Raw genomic sequence first — 22,522 nt, 5'->3', positions numbered from 1 at the left:
AGTTATATAAATTAGAATTTTTTAAGCCTTCGCAATATTCAAGATCACTTCCATCGCTTTCTCCATGCTTTCCAGAGCCACATATTCATACGGTCCGTGGAAATTGATTCCTCCTGCAAAAATATTCGGACAAGGAAGTCCCATGTAAGATAACTGCGCTCCGTCTGTTCCTCCGCGGATTGCTTTAATCTTTGGTTCGATTCCTGCTTCTTTCATTGCTGCTGCGGCAAGATCTACGATGTGCATTTTTCCTTCAAACTGCTGCTTCATGTTTCTGTACTGCTCTTTAATTTCAATTTCGGCAGTTCCTTCACCGTGTTTCTTATTAAACTCAGCTACTTTTTCTTCCATGAATTTCTTTCTTGCCTCAAATTTATCAGCGTCGTGATCACGGATGATGTATTGCAATTTAGCCTCAGAAATATCTGCATTTAAGTCCATTAAATGATAAAAACCCTCAAAACCTTTAGTCGTTGCAGGGGTTTCATTGGCAGGAAGCATTTGTGCAAATTCAGAAGCCAGTAAAGCGGCGTTAATCATTTTTCCGTATGCATAACCCGGATGAACGCTCAATCCATGGATTTTTACCACTGCTCCAGCCGCGTTGAAGTTTTCATATTCCAGTTCGCCAACTTCTCCGCCGTCCATCGTATACGCAAATTCTGCCCCGAATTTTGCCACATCAAACTTATGCGCTCCTCTTCCGATTTCTTCATCAGGCGTAAATCCAACGGCAATTCTTCCGTGCTTGATTTCCGGATGAGCCATTAAATATTCCGCAGCCGTTACAATTTCTGCACAGCCTGCTTTATCATCGGCTCCAAGAAGGGTATTTCCGTCTGTGGTAATTAAGGTCTGACCGATATATTTTTTTAAGCTTTCAAATTTTGATGGTGATAAAGTAAATCCTGTTGTCTGATTCAAAACCAGATCTCCTCCGTCATAATTTTCCCAAACCTGCGGTTTTACATTCTCTCCGCTGAAATCCGGTGAAGTATCGTAATGCGAAATAAATCCGATAGTCGGTTTGTCATTATTCTCAAGATTGGAAGGAACGTATCCCATGATATAACCATTTTCATCGATCGATACATTTTCAAGACCTATCGTTTTCAGTTCTTCCGTGATGTAGTTGGCGATATTCCACTGTCTTTCTGTAGAAGGAGTGGTTTCGCTTTCTGCGTCGCTGGTTGAATAGATTTTTACGTAATTAAGAAAACGGTTCAGTAGCTTTTCTTTCCACAAAGGGCTGAATTCTATTGCGCTCATTATATTGGTATAAATTTCCTGTAAAGTTAGCAAATTTGATGCTCAGAATAATTTATTTGTGACCGAATAGAAGCTGTTGAGATTATTAATATGATATAAAATGCTGAAAATCAAAATAATGATCGCTTTGTTTTAATCTTAGATAAACTTGTTTAGTTTTATTATATTTGAGAAAACCTAAACGTAAAAAATGTTTCTTACAGAATGTCCGCGTGATGCAATGCAGGGGTGGGGAGAATTCATCCCGACTGATAAAAAAATAGATTACATCAATTCTCTTATGGATGTGGGTTTTGATGTTCTGGACTGTCTGAGTTTTGTTTCTCCGAAAGCAATTCCGCAAATGGCAGATTCTGATGAAGTGGCGGAAAACATCGATAAATCCCGATCCAATACCAAAGTTTCTGCGATTGTCGCCAATTACAGAGGAGCTGAGAAAGCATTAAAACATCAGTCGGTGGATATTATCGGCTTTCCGTTTTCCATTTCCGAAACTTTCCAGCACAGAAATACGAATAAAAATCAGGAAGAAGCTTTTCAGGAAATTATTAAAATGCTGGAACTGGTAAAAAATGAAAACAGGCAGCTAAATATTTATTTTTCAATGGCTTTTGGAAATCCTTATGGCGAAATGTGGAAGTGGGAAGAGGTAGATTTCTGGGCTCAGCGATTTTCTGAAATTGGAGTTAAGGAGATCTTACTTTCTGATACTACGGGAGTGGCAACGCCGGAAACCATTTCTCTTTTGTTCGGAAAAATTCCTTCAAAATATCCTGAAATTAATTTCGGAGCACATTTCCATAACCGTTACGAAGATTCTTATGCTAAACTGAAAGCAGCCTACAATGAGGGTTGTAGAAGGTTCGACAGTGCCATCAAAGGAATTGGAGGCTGTCCGATGGCAAAAGATGATCTGGTGGGAAATATGCCAACCGAACAGGTGATCAATTTTATAAGCGTAGAAAAAGCGGATCATAAGTTGAATCTGCTGAACTTCGAAAGTTCTTATAACAAAGCGAAAGATATTTTTCATTTTTGAGACAAGTTCTCTTTTATTATTAATTAGTATGACTTCAAAAATTACATATATTGGAGATTTGAGATGTTCAGCAGAGCATTTACAATCCGGAACTCTTATTGAAAGCGATGCGCCGACAGATAATCACGGAAAAGGTGAAAAATTTTCTCCCACAGATTTGTGTGCAACTTCTCTGGCAGAATGTGCGCTTACAACCATTGCGATTTTAGGCAAAGAAAAAAAGATTAACATTGATGGTGCTTATTGTAATCTTCAAAAGATTATGAAAGGCGAGCCACGAAGAATCGGCGAAATTGTTTGCAATTTTGTGTTTCCGAATTCTTATTCCGACAAAGAAAAAGCTTTTATAGAAGAAACAGCGCATAATTGTCCGGTTGCGAAAAGCCTTCATCCGGATTTGGTACAGACAATGATTTTCATTTATCAATAAAATAATAGACCGTAGAAATTTTCTGCGGTTTTATTTTTGTTGAAAACTTCCGCGATATTAATTTAAACCAAGCAAAAAATGTCACCAATAATCTCACCTTCAGAACTAAAAAATCTTCCAAAAGAAAATCTTATCATTCTTGATGCAAGAGCAGGAAAAGATGTTTATCAAAATTATCTGAATAAACATATTAAAGGAGCGAGATTCATCGATCTGGATGAAGACCTTGCTGAAATCGGAGAGAACGCTGCTTTTGGAGGAAGACATCCGCTTCCGGAAATTAAAAAATTTGCAGAAACACTTTCCCATCTTGGAATTTCAGAAAATAACCATCTTGTTATTTACGATGATAAAAACGGGGCAAATGCCGCGGCAAGAGCTTGGTGGATGCTGAAAGCTTTCGGTTTTGAAAACGTTCAGGTTTTGGATGGCGGTTTTCAGAATGCAGAAAAAGAAGGTGTTGAATTTTCTTCCGGTGAAGAATCTTTCGAAAAAGCTGAATTGATCCAGAAAGAAAACTGGCTTCTTCCTGTTTCAGATCTGGAAACTGTTGAAAATGAATTAGCAAAGCAATCGTCAACGGTAATTGATGTGAGAGATGCGTACCGTTACAGAGGCGAATCTGAGCCAATTGATCTCGTTGCAGGACATATTCCCGGAGCGATTAATATTCCTTTTTCTGAAAATCTTGATGAAAACGGAAATTTCCTGTCGCCTGAGATTTTAAGAGAAAAATATTCAAAATTACTGGAAGGAAAACCCGAAAATCTCATTATCCACTGTGGTTCCGGAGTAACGGCTTGTCATACCATTCTCGCTTTGGATTACGCAGGCTTTAAAATCCCGAATCTGTATGTAGGATCATGGAGCGAGTGGAGCAGAAGAGAAAATAAAGAAATTGCTACAGAAATATAAAAACTTCCACAGACCGAAATCTGCGGAAGCTGAAGGGTAGGTTAATAAAAAGGTTATTTTTTTAGTTCTATTTGGTCACAGCCAAACCTTCAAAGTAATATTTGAATGCATTGATTTCCAGTGCGAAAACTCCGTCGTTTCCAATCATGTTGATCGGTCTCCAGAAACTTCCGTCGAAGAAGCTGATGAGTCCCTGATAAGAATTTAAACCATTCGGTTCGGTAACTCCCCACGGATTTCTCAGGATGATGTAGTTTTTACCATTGAAAGTTGACCATCCCAAAATGGTATAAGCATGGTTTCCTACAATATTCGAACCCGTGTAATCTCTTCCCGATCCGTACGTCCATGCAACCATTGGATTGATGGTTTTAAAGCTCATCGAATTCTCTCTTACCACGCCAAAAAGATCTAGCGCTGTTCTTAGTGAAGTGTAATAATAATACGGGGTTTTGTTCGTAAGTTGTGCAACAGCTTTGGCAGGATCTCCGAATGCGGTTTTGGAAATGTCCGGTTTATCGTCATTTACGTTCGTGATCCATTTGGCAAAGGCTTTTTCGTAAACAGCCGGCCAGATTTCTGCGGCATCATTGCTTCTGCAGTACACAGGATTGTTGGACGAGTTAATGATTGTATTATCAGTAACTTCCACGAGTCTTGTTGCCGCATCTTTTCCTCCGCCTTTCGTGAAAAACTGGATGGCATTGGTACGGTCTGCTTCTCCGGTTCCGGTTGCTCTTACTTTATGTTGAATGGTGTAAGGATCTGCCCATGCAATGGCTGCAATGGCTGCAATAAAATAACAGTTGCCCACTGATCCCTGAATCGGGTCATTGTATTCCGTAACGTCGTTGAAGAAATTTCCTCTGTCGCTCCATGAAGTTCCGGCGGGAGTCCATCCGTTGGCATTCGTCATTCCGAAAATGATATTTCTAATAGATGGAGAGATCAGTTTATTGCTAAAAGTGTTGTTCAGTTTTGGAATGTTCAAAACAACTTTTACTTCACCCTTATCCAGTCTTGCATTTTTTACGACAACCTTATTCAGATCTTTTACTCCGGTGCCGGATAAGTCATTAAGGGTTTTAATCGTCGAGAGGTTGACGGTTTCCAGTTTATCTGTTGCTCTTACTTTAATATCTTCGGTTTTTAAAGCTTTTACCGTGTTGTCGCTGTTAAGTTCAAGTCCGGCATAAAGGGGAGAATTGAATTTAATGTCGAAAAGTTCTGCGTAGTTTTTTTCTAGAGTTTCTTCAAGAATCTGATAAGATTTTGCGTCTTTCCAGTCGAAGGTTCTTCCTGTGATGGCTTCAGTTAATGCATAAGGATTGATAACTCCTACAAACATTTCTTTAGGTGCTTTGTCCATGATAATTGGTTTTTAAAGGTTAAGGTTAGAATTAATCTGGTTAATGAAATCGGGATGATACAGATATAAAAACCGGTTGAACAGAGAAATTCCAAAATCATCATTGGGTTCGACCATGATTTTTCTTGAATTCACCTCAATCATTCTCTGGCTTCCTCCCACCATTGCTGGATCTTTCACAGAATCCTCTATTTTGCTGATTAAAGAAAGAAGCTGAAGAAAAATTTCTATATTGAATTTTCTTTGTTCGGATACAATCATTTTTTCATCCGCGTCATATCCTCTGAAGAGTTTCAGATCTGCATTTCCGTCCTGTTCGGAAAAGACAATCTGATATCGGTAAGCATACTGTGGCGGAACACTTCCGTTATTAAACGATACGATGATGGTATTGGCTTTCATACTGTTGATTTCTGAAACCAAAATTATATCAACTTAATAATCTGAATGTTAGGGATTTCACGAAATGTGTATGGGGAAAAAACGGAAAATAAAAAAAGCTGCTTCAAAATGAAACAGCCAATTATTTTTTAATGGAAAAATTGTTTAAAGAAATAAAATTTTAAAGCATTCCAAGCTCAAATTTAGCTTCTTCGCTCATCATATCTTTATTCCAGCTAGGTTCGAAAGTAAGTTCTAAGTCTACGCTTTTTACATTTTCCACTTCACCAACTTTATCTTTTACCTCCTGCGGAAGCGTTTCTGCAACCGGACAGTTGGGCGTCGTTAACGTCATGATAATTTTTACGTCCGCTTCATCGGAGATCTGAACATCATAAATTAACCCCAATTCGTAGATGTCTACCGGAATCTCAGGGTCATACACGGTTTTTAAAACACCGATGATTTCCTCACCGATGTCAGCAATCTGATCGTCTGTAAATTTCATTTTTTAATCTAAATTGATGTACCTTTTCAACAAATCTTCCTGACGCATACGCCGGAAAACATTCGCCAAAGTTAAGACATCTTTTTCACAATAGTCAACTATTCTTTGCAAGTCTTTCTCTATGTAGTAGATTGATGAAACCATTGAGCCGTCGATATCATCTTTTGGAGTCGGTATTCCGAAAACATGAGCCAGCAATTCCAACGATACAAAACTTTTGTAATCCCCGAATTTCCAGAGTTCCATCGTATCGATATGCGGAATTTCCCAAGGCTTTTTTCCGAACATCTGAAACGGAGTAGGAGGCATCATTCCATTAATTAAATATCTTCTGGCAATCCACGGAAAATCGAATTCTTTTCCGTTATGTGCGCATAAAATGACGTCGCGAAGTCTCGGACTGTTAAAAATTTCGCCAAACTCCAGAAGCAGCTTCTTTTCATCGTCACCCGCAAAACTTTTGATCTTCAGCGTATCATTCTTTTCGATCATTCCGATCGTTATGCAGATGATTTTCCCGAATTCTGCCATAATTCCGGCTCTTTCCACATAAAATTCTTCAGGAGAAATCTCATCTTTTCTCTGGAATCTCGTTTTTTTATCCCAAAGCATCTGTTCGGCTTCCGATAGTTCTTCCCACAATCCGAATCCCGGAACCGTCTCGATATCAAGAAATAAAACTCTTTCTAAAGGAATATTTTGTATCATTTTTTACTTCTTCGTAATTTGTTTGAAACTAAACCTCACAGGTTTCAATATTTTCATTAGATTTTTTGAAAAACATTATCCTACCTGCATTCCGTTCTTTGTGGGTAATGAAGGGGTTAAAAGGGTAACATCTTTTTTATTTTCACCATAAACACCCAAAACCAGACATTCGCTTAAAAAATTGGCGATCTGTTTTTTAGGAAAATTAACGACAGCCAAAATCTGCTGACCAATTAATTCTTCTTTCTGATACAACGAAGTGATCTGAGCGGAGGATTTTTTAATGCCTAAATCTCCAAAATCTATTTCGAGCTGATAAGATGGATTTCTTGCTTTCTCAAAATCATTTACAGAAATAATGGTTCCGCAGCGGATGTCTATTTTTTCGAAATCTTCCCACGAAATTTCAGGTTTTATCATCATGATAACGAGTTGATTAATTGTTCTACTTCAAGTTTCTGTTCAGCATATTTTTTCTGCAGTTCAGAACCTTCACCCATTCTTTTATAATATTCAAGGGCTTTGCTGCCGAAGTCTTTTTTGTAAAAATCAGATACTTCAGGAATCTGCGGAAAAATCTTATGGAAAAGCATTTCGTAATACGCCTGAAATTCCCTTTCGCTTTTTTCTTCAATAACGTGTCCCGGAGCTTTCTGCCGTACATGCAGCATTTCGTGGGCAATTAAATTTAAAACCAGATTCAGATCAAAATCGAATAAATTTTTAGGGATCATTACTTTTTGCGGGCTTCCTAAAACGCCTTCTGCCGTTAGAACGAGAGAATTCGGAAAAACCTCATCGCGAAGACCAAATCCTTCAAAGTTTTCATGTTCGAGATTGAAAGAGCGGATGATGTATTCTGCCGCATCAATGATCTGGTCATGTTCTCTGTAAGCTTCTAAATGTAAAGCAACCTGTTCGAAATTCATCTTTAAATATGTTTTAACAAATGTATTAAAATCAAAAGATTATCCCGGTTTTTTACAAGGGAAAATATCAAATGAAGACGAAAATATTAACGTGGGTTCAATATAAAACAATACAAAAACATCAATAGGAATGGGCTTTAGCCAATTTTGATTCGGAATCTTTACATTGAACTCAGTAAAATTAAAGGATATTCAAAAAAAATCCCTCAATAAATCTGTTGAGGGAAAAATATGATCATTGATGATTTTATTTTTTAATCCACCATTGGCTGTCCTTTCTGTCGGAACGTTTTACGCCGTTATTCAAAGTATAGGCAAAACCAACGCCCAATGTCTGTTTCAGCTGTGTTTTCTGGATCTGATTATGGTCGTACATTAAATCCACAGTAATATTGGATGAAATAAATTTGTTAACCTTTAAATTTAAGATCATTCCATACGCCAAAACCAGTCTTTCCGGATGATCGAGATAATTGGAGAAAACAGATGCCGTATTGGTGATGTTCACATTCTCCATCAGCTTAAATTTATAATAGGCTGTTCCCAGAAAACCATATTGTAAAATCGAGGAATCTCCGTCTGCTTTTAAACCGTAATTTCCTGCAAGCTGGAGATCTTTATCCAGCACAAAAGCCCATCTCGCGTTGCTCGGACGAAGGGTAACATTTACGTTATCATTTGGTCTGTACGTAATCCCCATCCCGACATTCAGATAACCGGGAGCCATAAAATTGGATATTTTTTTCGCTTCCGGATTATTTCCGTCCTCATATCCCGCAGAAAACTGAGAAATCAGTCCCGCTCCTACAGAAAGATACCAGCTTTTTGAAAACTTTCTTCCGTAATTTGTGGAAACATTAATAACGTCCTGTGTTTTTCTTACACCTACACCTTTCGTATCATTTTGTCCGTAATTCAAAAGGATGATGTTTTCCCAAAGATCATTGTCTTTTTCATACGTAATGTTGTAATCCAGTGCAGCAAGCCACCCTACGTTGTTGGCTCCTCCGCCGACCCAATTCGAGAAGGCTGCCTGATTGATCATTAAGGACTGTTTTCCTAAAACCGACCAGTGTTTAATGGTGTCTGCTTTAATGGTTGCGGTGTCTGTAATGACAACCTGTGCGTTGGCGAAAATTCCCAGAGAAAGAGAGAGAATTAATAAAAACTTCTTCATGAGTTCAGGATTTCATTGTACAAAATTCCTTACAAAAATATTAAATATAATTTTTATGAATGTAAAACCATATTTAAGAAGTGAATGTGATCAGGCTTTTATCCGGTTTTTGAAGTTTTCAATGACAAAATAAAAGGAATTCCTTCGAAAGCCATGAAAATCATTACTTTTTGGCTGAAATAAATTTCTGAACAGAGATTTCATCGCCAATTTTTCCGAAATTTATCGTTGGCTTTTCATTTGACGTAGAATCTTCATGTTAAAAAACAATATAATTTCCAAAAAGGCTCTTTTATATCCTTTGCTGATGCTTTCAGCGATGTGGCTGGGCTTTTTTCTGCAGATGCAAGGCTTTTTTCAGAGCTGTTTCGGGGCGATTATTCCATTGTTGCCGGAAGGCTTGCTGGGAATTATAACTTCACCTCTTTTACACGGAAACATGGAGCATATCGTAGGAAATTCTATCCCGATCGCGGTGCTTATGTTTTTACTATATCAGTTTTATCCTTTGGTTGCCAATAAAGTTTTTATCACGGGATGGCTCGCTACAGGATTTTTGGTGTGGCTTCTTCCGCCGATTGACATTATGACGGGAGATTATCTTTACACCTGTACCATCGGAGCAAGCGGAGTGGTGTACGTTCTTGCTTTTTTCCTTTTTTTCAGTGGGGTTTTTAAATGGAATACAAAACTGCTGACTATTTCTCTGCTGGTTGTTCTGTACTACGGAAGTCTGGTGTGGGGAATGCTTCCCGAAGAACTGTTCTCTAATCTGCAGGAACCCAGTAAAATTTCATGGCAGGCGCATCTTGCAGGTGCAATTGTGGGAGTAATTCTGGCTTTGCTATTTAAAAAAGTAGGAGATAAAAAGAAAAAATTCATTTGGGAATTTCCAAATTATTACAGCGAAAAAGATGATAAATTATGGCAGGAATACAAAGAAAACCATCCTGAAGATTTTATGGAGCTGCCGTACAAAAAGAAAGACGATATCTGGGAAAGACTGGATGAACTAAGAGGTAAATAATTTTAAAAATTTTCTACATTTGTGAAAACAACACAAATGTATTCTGAAGAACATCTTTATTCTATCGCTCTGCGCGAGTGTAATTTAATCGGGGATATCAATTTTTATAAGGTTGTCCGTACTTTCGGAAGTGCAAAGAACGCTTGGGAAAATACCAAAAAGGAATACAAAAAGCTGGACGGATTCGGATCTAAAATGATTTCAGACATCGGAAATCCTGCTCATCTGAAGTTTGCCGAAAATGAACTGAAGTTTTGTGAGACCAACCATATCAAAATTAATCTCAGACATCTCCATGATCTTCCCAAACTCTTAAACGAATGCGATGATGCTCCTGTAATTCTCTATCAGAAAGGGAATTATGACGATTCTAAGCAAAAAGTAAGCATGGTAGGAACAAGAAATATGACTTCCTACGGAAAGCAATTTATTGAAGAGTTTTTTCAGGAAACGTCTTCCGGTAATTTTATTTCGGTGAGCGGTCTGGCTTTAGGCGTCGATAAAGAAGTTCATGAGCAGTCTATTCTTCATCAGGTTTCTACGGTTGCCGTTTTAGCCCATGGTTTTCACACATTGTATCCTTCAAAAAACAAAAAATTATCAGAAAAAATTCTTGAGGAAGGAGGGGTGTTATTTACAGAATTCAATTCTTCAAGAAAGCCGGATCGTGAAAATTTTATTCAGAGAAACAGAATCGTAGCCGGAATTTCTCCTGCGACAATTGTGGTGGAAACAGCTTTTGGCGGAGGTTCAATCAGCACGGCAACTTATGCAAATCTGTATAACCGTGAAGTATATGCGCTTCCCGGAAAAATTACGGACAAGCAGAGTCAGGGCTGTAATCATCTGATTTTTCAGAACAAAGCTTCGGCAATTTCCACGATAAAAGATCTGGTTGAAAACTTAGGATTTAATCATCCGAAGGGAAGAACTGGAGAATTATTTCCTTACAGTGAAATTTTAATTCAATTAACTGAGAATCAAAGTGAGATATTCAGAATAATAGATGAGAATCCGCAGATTTCTCTGGATGATCTTGCCGATAAAACAGCACTTGCCTCACACAAAATTTTACCGGTAATTTTAGAATTGGAACTTTTGGGGAAGGTAAAATCACTTTCGGGGAGACAATTTTTGGCAACCTGACAATTAACGATTTCTTAATATTGCATTATTTTAAACATAACATTTAATTTTTAATAATATTAATGCGTTAATTGTGGATTTAATAATATTAAGTCATTATATTATTAAATTTTCAACAATTATTATTTAGGGTGTTGTGAATCTTGAAAAAAAAATTAAATTTGTTGGCAATAATATTCAACCCTAATATATGGAACAATATAATATTGACCAGAAAATCCAAGAATTTATAGCAAAAATTGAGGCAAAAAACCCTAATGAGCCAGAATTTTTACAAGCAGTAAAAGAAGTTGCGGTAACTGTAATTCCGTTTATCTTAACGAAAAAGGAATATACGGGAATGAAGCTTCTTGAAAGAATGGCGGAAGCTGAAAGAATTATCATCTTCAGAGTTCCATGGGTTGACGATAAAGGAGAGATCCAGGTAAACAGAGGGTTCAGAATCCAGATGAACTCTGCGATCGGACCTTACAAAGGAGGAATCCGCTTCCATCCTACAGTAAACCTTTCTGTTCTTAAATTCTTAGCGTTCGAACAGGTGTTTAAAAACTCTTTAACTACGCTTCCTATGGGTGGTGGAAAAGGAGGTTCAGACTTTGATCCGCAAGGAAAATCGGATATGGAAGTAATGCGTTTCTGCCAGGCTTTCATGACGGAAATGTGCAAACACATTGGTCCTGAAACAGACGTTCCTGCGGGAGACATCGGAGTAGGAGCAAGAGAGATCGGATATTTATTCGGACAATACAAAAAAATCAGAAACGAGTTTACGGGAGTTCTTACAGGAAAAGGTCTTGCGTACGGAGGTTCATTAATCCGTCCTGAAGCTACAGGATACGGTGTTGTTTACTTCGCAGAGCAGATGCTTAAAACGATCGGACAGACTTTCAAAGATAAAACGGTAACGGTTTCAGGTTTCGGAAACGTAGCTTGGGGAGTTATTAAAAAAGTAAACGAACTGGGAGGAAAAGTAGTAACGATTTCAGGACCGGACGGTTATGTGTATGATAAAGACGGAATCGACGGAGATAAGATCGATTATTTATTGGAATTAAGATCTTCCGGAAACAACAGAGCGGAAGATTATGTGAAGAAATATCCTTCTGCAGAATTCTTTGCAGGAAAACGTCCTTGGGAAGTGAAGTGTGATGTTGCCATCCCTTCTGCAACCCAAAACGAATTGGATCTTGATGATGCTAAATTGTTGGTAGAAAACGGATGCGTTTGTGTAACAGAAGCTGCAAACATGCCTTCTACGCTTGATGCAATTAACTATTTCTTAGACAATAAAGTATTGTTCTCTCCGGGGAAAGCTTCTAACGCAGGAGGTGTTGCAACTTCAGGTCTTGAAATGACGCAAAACTCGATCCGTCTGAACTGGACTTCTGAAGAGGTTGATGCAAGACTGAAAGAGATCATGATCGGAATTCACAAAGCGTGCAGAGACTACGGAAAAGAAGAAGACGGCTATGTAAACTACGTAAAAGGTGCCAATATCGCCGGATTCGTGAAAGTTGCTGAAGCAATGTTAGCTCAGGGAGTAGTATAAAATACAAAGGTTGGGAAATTCCCGACCTTTTTTCATATAACCTGTTCCCGGGATTATAAATGGGAAAAAAGTAAAAAGTGAAAGGAGAAAGCGTTGATTATTCAGCGCTTTTTTTATTTTTAACGCTACGTTCGAAAGGTCTAGTTTTCGAATGATGCTGAATATTTTTCGATCGCAAAGGCATTTCATTCAGCTAATGATAATCATTTTAATTCAAATGAAATTAACATCTTCATGTCATTTCGACATAGGAAAATCTATAACGTCTCAACCAAAGACAGATTCTTCACTTCGCTTCGTTCAGAATGATAATAAGAACTGCCAAAAAAGTGAAAAATCATTACATTTAATTTATGAAAAATACATTTGAAAATATTGATGAATATATTGCTCTGTTTCCTGAAATTAAGGATAAATTAGAAAATCTCAGAAAACTGATTCTTTTGCAAAGTTCTGAAATTGAAGAATATATTGGCTATCAGATGCCCGCTTTCAGATACAAAAATAAACCCTTGGTGTATTTTGCGGGGTATAAAAAACATATCGGATTTTATCCCGGAGCAGAAGGAATAAAAGAATTTGAGGCTGAATTTAAAAAAAGCAATTATAAATTTTCAAAAGGAGCGGTACAGTTTCATGTAAATGAGGATCTTCCTGAAAATTTAATAAAGAAAATTGTTCAGTTCAGACTTGAAGAAATACATCACAAAAAATCCTGAAAAATGATTCAGGATTCTCTTTATTTGCATATCGATTATTTATTCAAAATTTGATATTATGTTAAATGCAACTTTCATACAAAGTTTATTGTTTCTACTTCTTTTAACTTGATTTATAATTATTTAAGATAAATTATGCCGTTTTATATTTATATAAAAAAATCCTGAAACATTACATTTCAGGATCTTCTTTCTACTTCTTAAAAATTTAAATACTTACTTCGACTTTTTCTTCTTGGATTTCTTTTCTTCTTTTATAGCGTCTGTAGATTTGGTGGTGTCTGCTACTGCTTCTGTATTGGCATTTACAGTGGTTTCTGTGGATGCTGTTGTGGCGGGTGTTGCTGATTCAACAGTGGCAGTGGTGCCTGTATTTTGGTTTTGGCTTGACGTTCCCGAAGTTGTCTCCCAGTTGGTGGTTGCCTGTGAATTCTGCTGGGTTTGAGTGGTCGATGGATTATTAGAATTTGTTGACGGGCTTTGTTGTGTTGTTCCCGTCTGAGCCGATACTGCGATTACTCCGACTAATGTAAACGCTGCTGTTAAAACTAACTTCTTCATAATATTAATATTTAAATGGTTGTTTAACTTAAACGCCGGCATTTTGTCTAATATTATACGTGAAGTCTTTATTTAACGGACTTTATAATTATTTAAGACGGATTTTGAATTATATATTATTTTCCTAAATTTTTCATAATTCGCTCTACAAATTCGTATGCAGCGGGACAGATCACGGTGTTTTTGATCATTAAATTATTGATCTGGTAGATCTTCTTTCTGTCGGTATGGGGATATTCTCTGCACGCTTTCGGACGAACCTCATAGATGGAGCAGGTATTGTCTTCATTTAAAAAAAAGCACGGCAAATTTTGCAGAACTTTATCATTATCTTCATCTACACGCAGGAATTTTGCTTCAAAATCGGCAGGTTTCATGCGGAGATGCTTAGAAATTCTTTCAATATCTTTTTCGGTATAAAGCGGTCCTGTTGTTTTACAGCAATTGGCACATTGCAGACAGTCTATTCTTTCAAAAACCTCTTCATGCGTTTCCTGAACGATATAATCCAGATTTTTGGACGGTTTCTTTTTCAGCCCGTCCAGAAATTTTTTATGTTCCTTTTGTTTTTGTAATGCCTGTTTTTTATAAAATTCTAAATCCATTTATTCTTCTTCTTCCATGAATACCGGAAGTTCTGCTTTTTGATAGTCACTTATTTTATCCAGATTCAGCACCGTGGAAAGATTATCTTTATCGGGATAATACATCGGGATAAACTTTGCACCGTATACAATTTCTTTCGTTACATAAGAGGTTCTCTGTACTACCGTATTTGAAAAAACCTCGTCAAAAGCACGGATATGAACAATAATTTCAATGCCCGTATTTTTAAAATCCTCCTCTGAAAAACCGTAAAACGGAGACTCTTCATCAATTTCATGTACAATTGTCCAGTTCAGAGCCAAAGTATTGATTTTGCTGAGCTGTGTTTTCAGCTGATAAAAATTAATTCTCGGTGAGCTGTTTTCCATCACCTCAATTGCTGTAGTAATAACAACATCTGCATCCGTTAATGCATTGTTTTTATAGGGAGCCAGCCTGAACATTAATGCTGAAGTTTCTTTAAAAGGTGCGACAACGGCAACATCAGAAAACTTCAGATACGCTCTCGGTCTTGAAAATCTTCCGTAAAAAAGTCCCGTAGCAATGGCAAAGGTAAGCAATCCTAAAAAAGCCTCAAAAGTAGCCACCAGACTTGCCATGAAGCCTACCGGAGCAATTCTTCCGTATCCTACTGTGGTAAACGTCTGGGAGCTGAAGAAAAACACATCGATGAATTCATTTACCGGATTACTTTTATCAATTCCCGTTAAATGTTCTACACCAATGAGATAATAAATTAAAGCAAAAAATAAATTCACTAAAACATACGCAATCACCAGATAAGAAAGAAAATTGAATGTGGATAAATCCAGCATCGTATGATACCAACTGTATCTGTTGAAAATATTCACTCCTTTTCTGTTAACGTTCGGAAGACCGTCCTTATTAATGAATCTTCCCGAAACATTGCTGCCAAAACCACTGTTTTCGGTGTTTTTCTGCTGAATTTTTTTTCTAAATCCCCGTGCCATTTTTTATATCATTTTGTTTTTACTTTTTCTGTTGATTCTAAAATTGAAAAACAAGTTAATCTACCGATTTATCCATTTGAATTCAAATCAACATACAAAGATAAAATATTGTTGTGATGAAATTTGCAAAAGTCTTTATGAATATTTTTAGTTAAAATATGAAAATTTCAGCTTGATTTTAATGGCAAAAAGCAGCTCGTAGAATTCTTTCATCTCTTTCTGAAAAAGGTTAAAAAATAAGATAATTTTCTCTTCAAAATTTCCGAAAAACCTTTCGGAAATTTTTCTCATTGATTTTCAATTATCTATGAGTTTTTATCGAAAATAATTATAAATCAATTTAATACGACGAGTTTTGTCGCCACGCCGGACGATATTTGCTATATAGAAAAACACAGAAAGTGAAAAGAGACTTTAAAACTCATGGTGGACATGCTTTAGCCTGAAGACCACCTAAAAAAATAAGGCTAAAACCTGAAGTGACTCTACTAAAAAGAGGCTTCAAATCTTAACCTTTATAATGCAAAACAAATTTACAAAATGTCAGGAAAAAACGATGCGTCTCAGACGCTTTTCAGATTCGTGAGCTTAAGAAATCCACAGCTTACAGAAACCAAAGAAAGAAATTTAGGATTTATCCACAGACCAAAAGGAGCTATCGGAATTTTCGATACTGCCATTGCAGGAAAATCTTCAAGAGCATCGAAGCTCTCGGAAATGGCAAATGCGGCAAGAACATTCAGTAATTCCGGATTTGAAACCGAAAAGAAAATTGAAGAGGGAGAATTCGGGAAACTTCTGATCATCGGAAGAAAGATTTCTAAAAGAGAAGAGCTTAACGCCAACGAATTAAGCGATGTAAAAAATTATTACAGTCATCTTATTGATAACAATAAAGAGCTTACAGCAGATGGAATCAAAGTCTTTTCAACTCTTTGGAACAATTATATTTTCCAGATCGTTACTCAGGGAGATTTCTATGTGAAAGAAGCAATCAGCCATATTTTAATGGCAATCCATATTGGCTTTGCCCAAAGTATGAATTTAGCGGATCCTGAAATTATCAAGGTTAACGGACCAAAACCATTGGAAAAAGCCTTGGACGGAAAAATCGTTTTGCCTAAGTTTTTATTCTCTGAAGATGCTGTTACCGCGGGGTCTGTTTCTTCAAGAGCTGCTTCCGGAATATCGGCTAACGCTTTGAGTGCAAGAACTTCGCAGAGATTAGAATCTGAAGCACAGGTTTTATTGGCAGCCAACAAAGCGCTTCATCGAAAAGAAGCACTGGAAAAGCTTACTACAGAACTGGAAAAGCTTCAGAAAAAATATCACAAATCCTCTTACCAGGCGTATCAGGATGAATATGCAAAATATCAGAAAGAAAACAGAGAAGCACTGGAAGCTTACGAAAGAAAACTTGCAGAAATCGAAAGTAAGATCACCGAAGGAACTACGGAAGAAGAAAAAAACCGTATGTATGAGGAGTTGAAGAGATCTGAGGTCGCTCCTTTTCAGTTTTCTTATAAAAACGAAATCAATTTGCCGGATCTACAGGAAAAACTCTCCCCGGAATCTTTTGATCTCTTTATCGAACTTTTCACAGAGATTGATATGGACAGGACTTCTCAAGAAGCGGAAAAAGAGAAAGTTACAATTATTTCTGACAATACGTTAAGAATCGGTTCCCAAAACATCACGCTTAATGAGGAATTAGAAAGTTATTCAGATGCCTTAAATATTGTAGGAAGTCATATTTCTTCTTCTATGCAGACCGCACTGGAAAACACTCCGCTTCAGCAGCAGCAGTATGTTAACCTTGCGGGGGCGTCTGTTCCGGTGGTGCAAAGCACCGCAAGAACACCAATGGCATATAGTTTTTATGCACACAGCTCATCAGCATTTTCGGGATCAGGAGGATTTGTTAACTTTTCTTTTGAGGTCGCAGATTCTTCATGGAGCGTTGCTTCTGCAAAAATTATTGCCACAACCGATAAGGCAGGAAGTTTTGAAGAAAACTTCAGCAACATTCCCGTGATCAATGATAAAATTACGCTCCCTATGTGTCTTGTTAACAAGTTCAGATCAAGTATTAATTTCAGAATCGAAATTATTTTTGATAACGGAAGCAAGGCATCCGCAGATCTTGGACAGCTGTACACAAAAGGAAATCTGGGACTTACGGGCATGCTTACTCTGACAAGAGGGGTAGTGGAGAATCCGGAAGAACCTGAAAACGTAAAAATCCAGAAACGCAGAAGCTTCGGAATCAAAAGATTAGGGGTTGCCGATTATTTGAAAGTCGTGCAAAGTGTTCACGCCTACGTTCCGGGAGAAGTTTCCAATATTGAGAACGTGATGGCAAGTGAACTGAGACACAAATCTTCCGTAGCAAGGGATTATTCTGAAATTACCGACACGACTTCCAAGTCTCAGGAAACAGAAAAAATTTCCGATACGACCAAAACCTCCAGAACGGATATGCAGACGGAAGTTGCGAAAGAACTGGAAAAAGACCAGAGTATCACGGCTTATGCAAGATACAGCTATGGTGCGGGTAAAACAGTATTTGAGATGGGGGCAGACTATGCGAACAATACAGCTCAACATGACAGCACGAGACAGGCGGTTGCTAAATCTCAGGAAATCACGGAAAGAGCGATGGAAAGAGTGTTAACCAAAGTTTCTGAAGAAAGGGTACAAAAGATCATTAAAGAATACACGGAAACCAATGTTCATGAATTTGACAACAGAGGAAGGGTAACCAAAACGGATAATGCCGATGCAGCGCAACCTAAACATATTACAGGGGTTTACAGATGGATCGATAAGAAGATGAAAAACCAAATTTACAATTATGGTAAACGTACTATGTTTGAATTTATGGTTCCTGAACCTTCAAGACTGCATCGTCTGGCGGTTGCAGTTGCAAAAGCTCAGGTGCTTACAGCCCCGGTAGATCCGAGAACAGCTCCGGAACCATGGAATATGGCAAGTCCGAAAGCTGCAACGAAAGACTTACTTCAACATTGGGCAAATATTTACGGAGTAACTTTAACCGACCTTCCAAAAGAAAATGTGGAAGTATATCAGGAAATTGTTGGGCGTCCAAATTCAACCGGTTCATTCGGTGCGGTAGGAACACCTATCAATATTACACAAAATTATGCTGCCAAAGATATGAAGATCCAATATTATATGGATCGAAATACCAGATTTCATAATAGTGAGTTTTATTGCAGCAACGGTAAAGGAGGAGAGAGAAACTTAAATTTTGGAGGCAGAATCAACCAGAGTACGATTTGGGAAAATGGCTTAAACCTTTCCGGGACGTTTAACTTTCTGTACCGAGGCAGAAATATTGAAGATGTAACGCTTAACGTGACGTTGTATTGCAAACTTTCGGATGCATTTATGCTTCAATGGCAGACAGAAAACTTTAATGCTATTATTAAAGCCTATGAAGAAGCGTACAAAAAGTTTCAGGAAGAACAAAAACGTTTAGACGACGAGCAAAAAGCTAAAGAAGCAGAAGCAAAAGAAAAACAGGGAAACTTCTACCGTTATATGGAGCATGATACCCTTAAGCATAACTGTATCGCTTACCTGTTGCAGGATTACCTTAACTCAAATACACTGGGCTATGAATCAACAAACGCATTAAATGATAATACCAAAATGGATAACTTCCAAGTTTACCTGAATGATAATCTTGATCAGTATGCTGCTTTGGCGAAGTTCATGGAACAGGCATTTGAGTGGGAAATCATGGATTATACCTTCTATCCGTACTATTGGGCGAACCGTAAAAGCTGGCAGGAATTCTATCTTACCGAAAGTATGGATCCTCTGTTCAGAAGTTTCCTTCAGGCAGGGATGGCGAGAATCATTGTTACCGTAAAACCGGGCTTTGAAGCTGCTGTACAGTTCTTTATGGAAACAGGGATTATCTGGAACGGCGGAGCAGTTCCTGTGATTGGAGACCCAATGTATATGTCTATTGTAGACGAGATGAGACAGCCGACAGGAGTTCCGCAAGGGAAATACTGGATCACAAGAGTTCCTACAACGTTGACGATTCTTCAGGCATCTTCTACAGGATTACCGGTTGATCCGTTGCATCCGCTTCCACTATTCCGTGAAGATTATCCGGAAAATTGTGAAAATCCTAAGGAACTGGAGTTTGAAACTAGCTTCAAATTGGATACAGAGGCGCAGTTGGCTCATAGTGATGGAGCGACAACGCTGCCAAGTACAATTATTAAACCTGTATAACAACGGTTAAACTTTGTTTTGAAAGTGGTGGGAAACCACCGCTTTCTTTTTTACTAACATTTAAAATTAACAAAAATGAAAACAGGAAATATAGGAATTAGAAACCTTGCGGATATTGGTGTAGAAGATATTGATGTGTATGGGACGAGAAGAAGTAGAAAATCAGTTGAGATTAATAATCTAAAAGTAAGAGTTAATAGTACATATAATGGTGAATTTGGTTTTGATTGGATTGATGTTGATCCTAAAACTGGAGAAATATTAAAAATTCAAGGGGTAAGTTTTTCTGAAGCAGAATATTTTTACAAAAAACCCATAAATCAAAATGACATTGGAAACTTTATCCCAATTTCTTCTGACATTAATAGTGCTAAAAATGCGATAAAAGAGCATTATGAATTGTTAACAATAAAAAATAGCAATCAAATCGTTGATATCCCTTGGGTTCTTATGAAACCTAATCAAACAATAGAATTATCTTTAGAAACTAGTCTAGAGGAAAAATCTAACTCTTACTTTGATAAAATCAGTATATTTGGAGATGAGTATTATGATTTTGAAATAATAAATAAAAAAAATACAGGTAAAAAAGCAGGCAAAAAAGCGGAAATGGAAGTTTCTGAGTTAAGTGAATCTATTTTGTTGAAAATAAAATGTTTGAAAGAAGCTCCAGAGAAAAAATATGAAATTCTTGGAGAAGCAACTTCAGGAAGTTCTTTGAAAATAGGAGGATTAACAATGATGGAAAACAAGGTATTGAAATTAAAATTCAGAGTAATTGCATTGGTCTCTTCAGATGGTAACCCTTCAGCCAAAGCCAAAGCACTATTTCAAAAATTTAAGGATAGTGATGTGAAGAAATATCTTAATGAAAATTCTCTGAACCAAGCAGGCTATGAAATAGAGATAGAAAACCAAACAATGTTTGATACATTAGGAAGCGGAGATTTGGATGATTATTTCTATGCTTTTGATAAAACTGATTGGACAGGCAAAAAATACTTTGCCAATATAAATAAAGAAAAACAGGATGTTGATGCCGCAGGTAATTGCAAAATAACTAGTTGGGATCCAGTAAAGAAAGAGTGTGCAAAAATAATTGTACCAACAGATGTTATTGTAGACAATCAAAAAGATATAGGATTAGCTGATAAAGATAATGATATGGATGCTGTTACAATTCGTGAGTATAAAAATAAACTAAAAACTAAAAGCAAAAGCTATGAAGGCGGAATTATCATCTTAAGTGATTTTGAATCTTCTGATAAAGAAACAGGAGCGTACAGTCGAACTTCTCCACTAGATCATTATACATTGATGGTGTACTCTACAAATACTGAATCAAAAGATACTTATGCTCACGAGATTGGGCATATGCTTGGATTAGATCACTTATTTTTCAATACAAAAGAATTGAATAGTTTTAATAATTCAAAAAATTACTATCAAACACTAAAAACAAATATAATTACTAAAACAAGAGAATCTTATCCTTTTTATATTTATAAGGAAATCAAGGCTAAAGTGACCACATTAAAAGAATCATTAAATAACTTTATAAATAATAGAAAAAATTATATTATTGGTAAAGAAAGAGATTTAGCTCAAGGGAAAGCTTCAAATGGCAATTTTACATATAATGGAAAACCTGTTACTAAAGCTCAATACTTAACATTACTTCAAGAAGATATAGATAAACAAAAAGCTTATATTACTGAAAATAAGAAAGCTATTGAAATTATAAATACAAATAAAATAAAAGATTTTGAAGAGTTAAAAACGAACTTCAACATATTAAAAAATGATAGTATAAAGCTTGATAAAGAATTCATGAAGTTTTATGAAAAAGAATGGGAACAGATAGAAGCAAATTTTTTAAGATTTAAGAAAGCCTCAACGAAGAATATAATGGATTATGATAACACAAGAGTATGTTTTTTAAGCCATCAAATAAAAATAATGCGAAACGATATAAAAAATTATTAAATATGAAACGATATAAATTTTTCATTGTTATACTTTTCATCTTAGGATGTAATGTAATGTATTCTCAGTCTCAACTTCCTTTATACAAAATGGTTATGAATAGTGATGCTATACTAATAGCCGAAACAACAGAATTTTCGTATAACAACAATCAACAAAATGAATTTTATGTAGAAAATAATATAAAATTTGGAAATACATTCACTGTTTTAAAAAATAGATATAATCAAGATTTTAAAAAGCTAAAAGTTAAAATTGAAACCAATAATAATGATTTTTATGAAAATATTAATGGTGAAGAATGCTCCGGAATAAGTAATATTATAGAAAAAAATAAAAAATACTATAATATATTTTTTATCAAAAGAAAAGATAAGAAATATTTTATTATTGCTCATTTATGGAATAATATTCTAGTAGAAGATTTACCTTTTTTTGAAAATAATGTAAATAAGATAAATTTAATTTCCAGAGAGAAAAATTTAACAAATAAATACAAGAAGATAAAAGAATGGTTTGATAATTCAAATAAAAATCACCCTGCTGGATATATTATAGAAACTCCTTTAACAGAGGAATTCATCAACTTTTTCAAAAAAGATAATTTATAAATGGTCTCGGTTGCAAAAATCAGTAGCATTGACTATCTACTTTCGGTTTGAATTGACCACCAATTATAAAATTTATGGCATAATACTGAAAAATGCTTGTATCATTGAGGAATTAATACTCAATTCAATCCGAAATTACACTAGAGATTTATTGAATCTAAAAAAATAAATAAGAACAAAATAGGTTGTCTCAGAAAAGAGGCAATCTTTTTGTTTTTCGTAAATTGAAATCGTAAAAACTGGAAAATAATTATGTTAACAGAACAGGAAATTATCCAAATAGCTCAAGATCATATTGATAAATCCGGTAAAAATCCGGGATTGAGCTTTCTCTTTTCAAAGAAGCTAC

The 22,522-nt window shown here is 36.3% G+C and carries 22 protein-coding genes; 10 read left to right on the top strand and 12 right to left on the bottom strand.

Annotated features, from left to right (window positions below; all coding sequences use genetic code 11):
• Window positions 1–21: 21 nt before the first annotated feature.
• Entirely contained in the window at window positions 22–1,269 is a 1,248-nt protein-coding gene (gene pepT / locus BW951_RS14360) for a peptidase T (RefSeq protein ID WP_076394026.1), read from the bottom strand.
• A gap of 190 nt (window positions 1,270–1,459) precedes the next feature.
• Here pepT and BW951_RS14355 point away from each other — a divergent pair, with 190 nt between their 5' ends.
• The 3 genes from BW951_RS14355 (at window position 1,460) to BW951_RS14345 (ending at window position 3,653) form a co-directional block, all read left to right on the top strand.
• Window positions 1,460–2,308 (top strand): hydroxymethylglutaryl-CoA lyase, encoded by an 849-nt coding sequence (locus BW951_RS14355; RefSeq protein WP_076394024.1) that lies wholly within the window; start codon window positions 1,460–1,462, stop codon window positions 2,306–2,308.
• A gap of 28 nt (window positions 2,309–2,336) precedes the next feature.
• Window positions 2,337–2,738 (top strand): OsmC family protein, encoded by a 402-nt coding sequence (locus tag BW951_RS14350; RefSeq protein ID WP_076394022.1) that lies wholly within the window; start codon window positions 2,337–2,339, stop codon window positions 2,736–2,738.
• Window positions 2,739–2,816: 78 nt separating this feature from the next.
• Window positions 2,817–3,653, top strand: coding sequence for a sulfurtransferase (locus BW951_RS14345; RefSeq protein WP_076394020.1), 837 nt, complete (start codon window positions 2,817–2,819; stop codon window positions 3,651–3,653).
• 67 nt (window positions 3,654–3,720) lie between these two features.
• On the opposite strand, the gene BW951_RS14340 is transcribed toward BW951_RS14345, so the two are convergent.
• The 7 genes from BW951_RS14340 to BW951_RS14310 all read right to left on the bottom strand — a co-directional run bounded on the left by BW951_RS14340 (window position 3,721) and on the right by BW951_RS14310 (window position 8,725).
• A complete protein-coding gene (locus BW951_RS14340) occupies window positions 3,721–5,022 on the bottom strand; it encodes a C2 family cysteine protease (protein ID WP_076394018.1) in 1,302 nt (433 codons plus the stop codon).
• 12 nt (window positions 5,023–5,034) lie between these two features.
• The gene (locus tag BW951_RS14335; RefSeq protein ID WP_076394016.1) at window positions 5,035–5,424 is read right to left on the bottom strand and encodes a hypothetical protein; all 390 of its coding nucleotides are present in this window, start codon (window positions 5,422–5,424) and stop codon (window positions 5,035–5,037) included.
• 160 nt (window positions 5,425–5,584) lie between these two features.
• On the bottom strand, window positions 5,585–5,911 hold the full coding sequence (locus BW951_RS14330) for an SUF system Fe-S cluster assembly protein (protein WP_076394014.1): 327 nt from the start codon (window positions 5,909–5,911) through the stop codon (window positions 5,585–5,587).
• Between the two features lie 3 nt (window positions 5,912–5,914).
• On the bottom strand, window positions 5,915–6,619 hold the full coding sequence (locus BW951_RS14325; RefSeq protein WP_076394012.1) for a 3'-5' exonuclease: 705 nt from the start codon (window positions 6,617–6,619) through the stop codon (window positions 5,915–5,917).
• A gap of 75 nt (window positions 6,620–6,694) precedes the next feature.
• The gene (locus BW951_RS14320; RefSeq protein ID WP_076394010.1) at window positions 6,695–7,042 is read right to left on the bottom strand and encodes a tRNA-binding protein; all 348 of its coding nucleotides are present in this window, start codon (window positions 7,040–7,042) and stop codon (window positions 6,695–6,697) included.
• Window positions 7,039–7,548, bottom strand: a complete 510-nt coding sequence (locus tag BW951_RS14315; protein ID WP_076394008.1) for a hypothetical protein — start codon at window positions 7,546–7,548, stop codon at window positions 7,039–7,041. The genes BW951_RS14320 and BW951_RS14315 overlap by 4 nt, the downstream gene beginning before the upstream one ends.
• Before the next feature lie 247 nt (window positions 7,549–7,795).
• Window positions 7,796–8,725 carry a DUF3078 domain-containing protein gene (locus tag BW951_RS14310; protein ID WP_076394006.1) on the bottom strand — a complete coding sequence of 310 codons (930 nt, stop codon included), beginning with the start codon at window positions 8,723–8,725 and terminating at the stop codon, window positions 7,796–7,798.
• A gap of 256 nt (window positions 8,726–8,981) precedes the next feature.
• Here BW951_RS14310 and BW951_RS14305 point away from each other — a divergent pair, with 256 nt between their 5' ends.
• From BW951_RS14305 to BW951_RS14290, 4 genes are all read left to right on the top strand, one after another.
• Window positions 8,982–9,752, top strand: coding sequence for a rhomboid family intramembrane serine protease (locus tag BW951_RS14305; protein ID WP_076394004.1), 771 nt, complete (start codon window positions 8,982–8,984; stop codon window positions 9,750–9,752).
• Window positions 9,753–9,788: 36 nt separating this feature from the next.
• A complete protein-coding gene (dprA, locus tag BW951_RS14300) occupies window positions 9,789–10,898 on the top strand; it encodes a DNA-processing protein DprA (protein ID WP_076394002.1) in 1,110 nt (369 codons plus the stop codon).
• Between the two features lie 190 nt (window positions 10,899–11,088).
• Window positions 11,089–12,447: an NADP-specific glutamate dehydrogenase gene (gdhA, locus tag BW951_RS14295; protein WP_076394000.1), complete on the top strand. Its 1,359-nt coding sequence runs from the start codon at window positions 11,089–11,091 to the stop codon at window positions 12,445–12,447.
• A gap of 353 nt (window positions 12,448–12,800) precedes the next feature.
• Window positions 12,801–13,166: an iron chaperone gene (locus tag BW951_RS14290; RefSeq protein ID WP_076393998.1), complete on the top strand. Its 366-nt coding sequence runs from the start codon at window positions 12,801–12,803 to the stop codon at window positions 13,164–13,166.
• A gap of 216 nt (window positions 13,167–13,382) precedes the next feature.
• Here the strand turns inward: BW951_RS14290 and BW951_RS14285 are convergent, their stop codons facing one another.
• The 4 genes from BW951_RS14285 to BW951_RS23050 all read right to left on the bottom strand — a co-directional run bounded on the left by BW951_RS14285 (window position 13,383) and on the right by BW951_RS23050 (window position 15,595).
• The gene (locus BW951_RS14285; protein WP_076393996.1) at window positions 13,383–13,727 is read right to left on the bottom strand and encodes a hypothetical protein; all 345 of its coding nucleotides are present in this window, start codon (window positions 13,725–13,727) and stop codon (window positions 13,383–13,385) included.
• A gap of 116 nt (window positions 13,728–13,843) precedes the next feature.
• Window positions 13,844–14,332 carry a YkgJ family cysteine cluster protein gene (locus BW951_RS14280; RefSeq protein ID WP_076393994.1) on the bottom strand — a complete coding sequence of 163 codons (489 nt, stop codon included), beginning with the start codon at window positions 14,330–14,332 and terminating at the stop codon, window positions 13,844–13,846.
• On the bottom strand, window positions 14,333–15,304 hold the full coding sequence (locus BW951_RS14275) for an ion channel (RefSeq protein WP_076393992.1): 972 nt from the start codon (window positions 15,302–15,304) through the stop codon (window positions 14,333–14,335). It abuts the gene before it with no gap.
• A gap of 147 nt (window positions 15,305–15,451) precedes the next feature.
• A complete protein-coding gene (locus BW951_RS23050; protein ID WP_228427547.1) occupies window positions 15,452–15,595 on the bottom strand; it encodes a hypothetical protein in 144 nt (47 codons plus the stop codon).
• A 249-nt stretch (window positions 15,596–15,844) separates the two neighbouring features.
• Here BW951_RS23050 and BW951_RS14270 point away from each other — a divergent pair, with 249 nt between their 5' ends.
• The 3 genes from BW951_RS14270 to BW951_RS14260 all read left to right on the top strand — a co-directional run bounded on the left by BW951_RS14270 (window position 15,845) and on the right by BW951_RS14260 (window position 22,173).
• A complete protein-coding gene (locus BW951_RS14270; protein ID WP_076393990.1) occupies window positions 15,845–19,576 on the top strand; it encodes a caldesmon family protein in 3,732 nt (1,243 codons plus the stop codon).
• 75 nt (window positions 19,577–19,651) lie between these two features.
• Window positions 19,652–21,562 carry a zinc metalloprotease gene (locus BW951_RS14265; RefSeq protein WP_076393988.1) on the top strand — a complete coding sequence of 637 codons (1,911 nt, stop codon included), beginning with the start codon at window positions 19,652–19,654 and terminating at the stop codon, window positions 21,560–21,562.
• 2 nt (window positions 21,563–21,564) lie between these two features.
• Window positions 21,565–22,173 (top strand): hypothetical protein, encoded by a 609-nt coding sequence (locus BW951_RS14260; RefSeq protein ID WP_139326163.1) that lies wholly within the window; start codon window positions 21,565–21,567, stop codon window positions 22,171–22,173.
• Window positions 22,174–22,522: the final 349 nt, after the last annotated feature.

Source organism: Chryseobacterium gambrini (assembly GCF_900156825.1).
In the GTDB taxonomy this organism is placed as follows: domain Bacteria; phylum Bacteroidota; class Bacteroidia; order Flavobacteriales; family Weeksellaceae; genus Chryseobacterium; species Chryseobacterium gambrini.
The sequence above is the reverse complement of the archived record's forward strand: the minus strand, read 5'-3'. Positions and strand labels throughout refer to the sequence as shown.